Annotated in this window: 7 protein-coding genes; 3 read left to right on the top strand and 4 right to left on the bottom strand. The window is 63.8% G+C overall.

What is annotated here, in order from left to right; all coding sequences use genetic code 11:
* The 3 genes from AC1DVU_RS22330 to AC1DVU_RS22320 form a co-directional block, all read left to right on the top strand.
* Positions 1-966, top strand: a 966-nt coding sequence (locus AC1DVU_RS22330; protein WP_476924668.1) for an IS110 family RNA-guided transposase, incomplete at its 5' end; no start/stop codon positions are given.
* A gap of 506 nt (positions 967-1,472) precedes the next feature.
* Complete coding sequence (locus tag AC1DVU_RS22325) at positions 1,473-1,604, top strand: transposase (RefSeq protein ID WP_476924667.1); 132 nt, start codon at positions 1,473-1,475, stop codon at positions 1,602-1,604.
* Positions 1,605-1,769: 165 nt separating this feature from the next.
* Positions 1,770-2,015: a hypothetical protein gene (locus tag AC1DVU_RS22320; RefSeq protein ID WP_476924666.1), complete on the top strand. Its 246-nt coding sequence runs from the start codon at positions 1,770-1,772 to the stop codon at positions 2,013-2,015.
* A gap of 29 nt (positions 2,016-2,044) precedes the next feature.
* Here AC1DVU_RS22320 and AC1DVU_RS22315 read toward each other — a convergent pair whose 3' ends face one another.
* From AC1DVU_RS22315 to AC1DVU_RS22300, 4 genes are all read right to left on the bottom strand, one after another.
* A complete protein-coding gene (locus tag AC1DVU_RS22315) occupies positions 2,045-3,217 on the bottom strand; it encodes an iron-containing alcohol dehydrogenase family protein (RefSeq protein WP_476924665.1) in 1,173 nt (390 codons plus the stop codon).
* Between the two features lie 37 nt (positions 3,218-3,254).
* A complete protein-coding gene (locus AC1DVU_RS22310) occupies positions 3,255-4,343 on the bottom strand; it encodes an NADH:flavin oxidoreductase/NADH oxidase (protein WP_476924664.1) in 1,089 nt (362 codons plus the stop codon).
* Positions 4,340-4,657 (bottom strand): Dabb family protein, encoded by a 318-nt coding sequence (locus tag AC1DVU_RS22305; RefSeq protein WP_476924663.1) that lies wholly within the window; start codon positions 4,655-4,657, stop codon positions 4,340-4,342. Before AC1DVU_RS22305 ends, AC1DVU_RS22310 begins: the two co-directional genes overlap by 4 nt.
* A gap of 30 nt (positions 4,658-4,687) precedes the next feature.
* Positions 4,688-4,916 (bottom strand): hypothetical protein (locus tag AC1DVU_RS22300; RefSeq protein ID WP_476924662.1); only part of this gene is annotated, 229 nt, incomplete at its 5' end.

Raw genomic sequence — 4,916 nt, 5'->3', positions numbered from 1 at the left:
ATGAAGGCGGTGCCGGGTCGCAAGACCGACGTGCGGGACGCGGAGTGGATCGCGCAGCTGCTCGAACATGGGTTGTTGACGCCGTCGTTCGTGCCGCCACCACCGGTGCGCAGGTTGCGGATGCTGACCCGGTATCGGGTCCAGCTGCATGGCGACCGAACCAGGGAGACGGTGCGGTTGGAGCTGATGTTGGAGGACGCGTCGATCAAGCTCTCGACCGTGGCGTCGTCGCTGAACACGGTGTCGGCCAGAGCGATGCTGGCTGCGTTGATCGACGGTGAGACCGATGCCCGGGTGCTGGCTGAGATGGCCAAGGGCAAGATGCGTTCGAAGATCCCGGACCTGGCGCAGGCGTTGGAGGGCAACTTCGACGTCCATCATGCGCAGCTGGCCCGGTCGATCCTGGATCGGTTGGACCGGGTCGAGCAGGCGATGGCCGAGCTCGACCGGGTCATCGAGTCGGCGTGTCAGCCGTGGGCCCATCAGATCGAGCTGCTGCAGACCATCCCCGGTGTTGGTCCGCGGGTCGCTCAGGTCATCATCGCCGAGACCGGTGGCGACATGTCCAAGTTCCCGACTGCTGCGCATCTGGCGTCGTGGGCGGGTTTGGCGCCGGCAATGTATGAGTCGGCCGGCAGACGATCCCCGGCCGGGCGACGTCGCGGCAACAAGTGGCTGACCGGGATGCTGGTCGAGGCCGCCGGATCGGTCGGCCGGATGCATGGCAAGAACTACCTGGCCGTGCAGCACTCGCGGATCACCCAGAGACGTGGCATGCGCCGGGCTCAGGTCGCGGTCGCTCACTCGATCCTGGTGACGGCCTACTACATCCTCAAACGCGACCAGCCCTACCAAGACCTCGGCCCGCAATGGTTGGTCAAACGCAACGAGGAAGCCCGCACCCACCGGCTGGTCAAGCAGCTGGAGGAGCTCGGCCACACCGTGACCATCGACCCCGCAGCCTGACGATCACGGGCAACCGCCCCGTCGGGCCCCAATCCGACGGGGCTACCGCGCGTCCCAAGTCAGGCTATTCACGGGTCTGTGTGGATGTTGAAGGTCGAGATTTTCTTCGGGGGAACATGCGACCTGCATTTGATCGTGTGTTCGGCTGCTCGACGCGGACCCAGAAATGTTTGAGGTCGGTTCGTGGCGATTTGAATTTCGGTACGGCGTCGACCCCCAAGCGACTCGTGCGGCAGGTTGAGCATCTCGAACCGTCGGGTGATAGGCACGCGGCCGGGGTCGAACAGAAGACCACGCTGTGCGGCATTACCCGACAGTTGTGGGTCTTCTGGTTCGATCTCCCTCAGGATCTGCGCCGCGGTCCTTCTCCCGGCCTATGCATGGAGTGTGCCCAGGCTTTGGGGTCTGCTGCACGGATAGGTGACACCTCGCTGCGGTGCTGAGAGGTGCTGCAGGAGAGGATGTGCATTGCGCCGAACTCGTATCCCAAGGAGTTCCGCGATGACGTGACCCGGGTTGCCGGGTACCGCGAACCGGGCGTCCAGCTCAAGCAGATCGCTGCCGACTTCGGCATCAGCGAGTCACGTCTGGACAACTGGCTGGCTAAGGCCGACCGCGAGGACTGTCCGGTTGGGTGACCCCGGCCCAGCCGGCGACCGAGCGTGAGCTGCACGAGAGGGTTCGGTTGCTGGAGCAGGAGAACGAGGTCCTGCGACGGACTGCTGCGTATCTGTCGCAGGCCAACCTGCCGGGAAAATGGTGTACCGCTCGTCCGCGAACTGGCCACCGACGCGCCCCTTCAGATGCCGGTGGCGGTGACGTGCCGGGTGCTCGGGCTGGCCTGCCGGCCCGACTACCGGTGGCTCGAGCAGCCGGTCACCGACGCCGAGTTCGAGGAGGCCTACCGAGCCAATGCGCTGTTCGACGCCCACCAGGATGTGGCGTCGCCTGACGCCGCTGTCAGCCGAATGTTGCGTCACCCTGCTCACCTGGCGCCTAAAGGTGCGCGAATCGGGCTCCTCTCTGTGGTGGTGCAGATAGTCGGCTAAGCAGCGAGGCACGAGCCGTTAGGTGAGCGTCACCAAGAGTCTCGCACGATGACTTCTAGATCCTGGGTGAGCGTCTCGCGAGGGAGCTGCCTCAGGATCCAGTCGTCACGGGCTTCTTCGACAATGTCACCGAGGAATCGCGGGTCGATCCCCACGTCGCGCAGCTTGAGCGGTATGCCCAGCTGTCCCAGGATCTCGGTAACTCTGGCGATGGCGATTTCCGTCGGCTCGGTGGTGGCCGTCAAGCGGTCGCCGAGAACGTTGGCAACGCTTCGCAGGCCGGGATCAAAGGCTACGGCCCGCGACTTCATGGCGCGCGTCATGACGATGGATTCGATGAAGCCATTCGACACTCGCGATCGCGGTCCGGCCGCATGAGCAACTGCCTGCGCCGGTCCGCCGCCGGTGAAGTCTGTACCCATGCCGCATTGGAAGGCAGCGATCATGAGCCGTAGGCGGACCTCAGGATTGTCCGGCGACGATCTAAGCGCAGGCAGACAAGTGGCAAGTGCGCCAAGTGCGGAGGCGAGGAGGCCGTCGGCAATCGGATCGTCGGCGTTGGCTTGGAGCCCCTCGACCGCCCCCGTGAACGCGTCCAGGCCCGCCGAAAGCGTCAAGGCCGGGGGCGCGGTCATCGCGATCTGCGAATCAAAGAAGATCCCCTGGGCTCGCGTTTTGGGGTCGAATAGAGCGAGTCGCTCGCCAGTGTCCGGATCAAGTACTGCGCTGCCGGCCTTGGCGATTGCTGTCGTCGGGGTGCTTGGGATAATCCAGTGTGGAAGCTTGGGTCGAGAAAGACGGGGCGTCCTCCACGAGCCGTCTGGCGAACGCTGCGTCGACAACGTGCGTGCGGGTTGGTCCTCACTGAGGAGGATTGTCGCGGCGCGCGCGCTGACGATGGCGGAGCCGCCCCCGACGGCGATGACGGCGTCGGCACGGAGGTCTCGCAGTAGGTCGCGCGCAGCCTCGACGACGGGTACAGGGCTCCGTGCCTCGACTTGCTCGAACGAGCCGGCGAGGTAGGGACCGACGGCGTCACGAACGTAGTCCAGTGCATCGCCGTGGCGCTTCATCGAGGGGCCATATACGAGGGCTACACGCCGAACCCCGACGCGCTCCAGCTCTCGGCGAAGCAGCCGGAGCGCGTCGTTACCACTTGTGATGCGAATGGGCGGGGTATGGTGCTGGAAGTTCGGACTCACCGGCTCGGTCGATAATCAAGTCCGGGATTGGGTGAACTCACGGGATGGCGCCCGGGAACTTCGCCATGACGTATTGCTTCGGCCATTCGGCGTGCTGTTGAAGTTCCAAGGCGGCCCGCTTCGGAAGCATGCGATCCCGTAGGAACTCTCGTGCGACGAAGACGACGTCGGCGTGACCATGCTGGAGAACGTCTTCGAACTCCTGCGGTGTCGTCAGCAATCCGACCGCGCTGACCGGTCCGGCTGCTGCCTTCTTCACCTCAGCAGCCAGTCCGACCTGGTAGCCGGGACCGGACTTGATTTGCTGACGCGGATCGAGTCCCGCACTGGTGATGTCAATCAGATCGACACCGCGTTCCTCGAGCAAGGGCGCCAGCCGAGCGGTCTCCTCGACAGTCCAACCGTCTTCGATCCAGTCCGTCGCCGACAGCCGTACGAAAAGCCCTGTGTCATCAGACAAAGAAACTCGGACGGCTTCAACAACCTCTAGGAGGAGGCGCACTCGGTTCTCGAATGAACCTCCGTATTGATCAGTCCTGACGTTGGCCAGCGGAGAGAGGAACTCGTGCAGCAGGTATCCGTGTGCTGCATGGATTTCCACGACGGAGAATCCGGCACTCTCAGCGCGCACGGCTGCTGCGGCGAAGGCGCTGACAACGCTGGCAAGTTCTTCGACGGCCAAGGCTCGCGGAGTCGCGTAGTGCCCGTAAGGCTCAGCCGAAGGGCCTACCGTTGGCCAACCTCCCTCTTCGAGTGGGACAGTCTCGTTCGTCTCCCACAGTGGTCGAGTCGATGCCTTGCGTCCTGCGTGGGCGAGCTGAATTGCAGAAACCGATCCTTGCTCTTCGATGAAGGTGGCGATTGTTCGCCACACAGCTGCCTGATTGTCGTTCCAGATACCGGTGCATCCCGGTGTGATCCGGCCCTCGGCGGTGACGGCGGTCGCTTCGGCCATGACCAGACCGGCACCCCCGACGGCGAACGACCCAAGATGCACGAGATGCCACTCCTGCGGAGTCCCGTCGACGGCGGTGTATTGACACATCGGCGAGACCCACAGTCGGTTGTGCGCTGTGTGTGAACGAATTTGGATCGGCGTGAAGAGCTTCGCTGCCTGTGGACTCATCCTGCAGTCTCCGACGTCGCCGGCAGCGAGATCTGGACGACGAGAGCGTCTTCAGCCATGGTCCCTAGGAGCGACTTCGGTTTGCTGTGAACCGGGTGCGCGTCGTACGCACGCCAACCTTCGGCATCGTCGAAGTCTGCCACCAGTGCGTATTGTCCGCTACCAGGCCTCACGTCGAGATCCGGACCATGGGAGTAGGACCGAAGGACGTCCGTCGTCTCGGCGCCCAAGGCGTCGAGAGAAGCTGCGAACTCCTCGATCTGAGCGTCGGTTGTACCGACTTTCCATTTCACGGTCACGATATGACGGAACATCTCAGGCGCTTCTTTCTTGGGTGGGGGTGGTCATTTGAGCTCGAGGCCCTTGGAGTAGTTGGCGTTGGCTTCGGCTGCCCAGAGGTCGAGGTAGGCGCTGTTGCCGCCGGGCCACTGGAGCATCTGGCGGTGCTTGCCGGGGATGTTTGCGCCGTTGTACCAAGAGTCGGCGAAGCGGAAGAGTGAGACGTCATCGATGCTGTTGACCAGTGCGGTCCATTCTTTGTCGGCTTCGCGGGTGGGCTCGAAACGCTGGAAC

It is taken from the genome of Aeromicrobium sp. P2_G6 (genome assembly GCF_056403535.1).
Note: the sequence above shows the minus strand (reverse complement) of the source record. Positions and strands in the feature narration are given on the sequence as shown.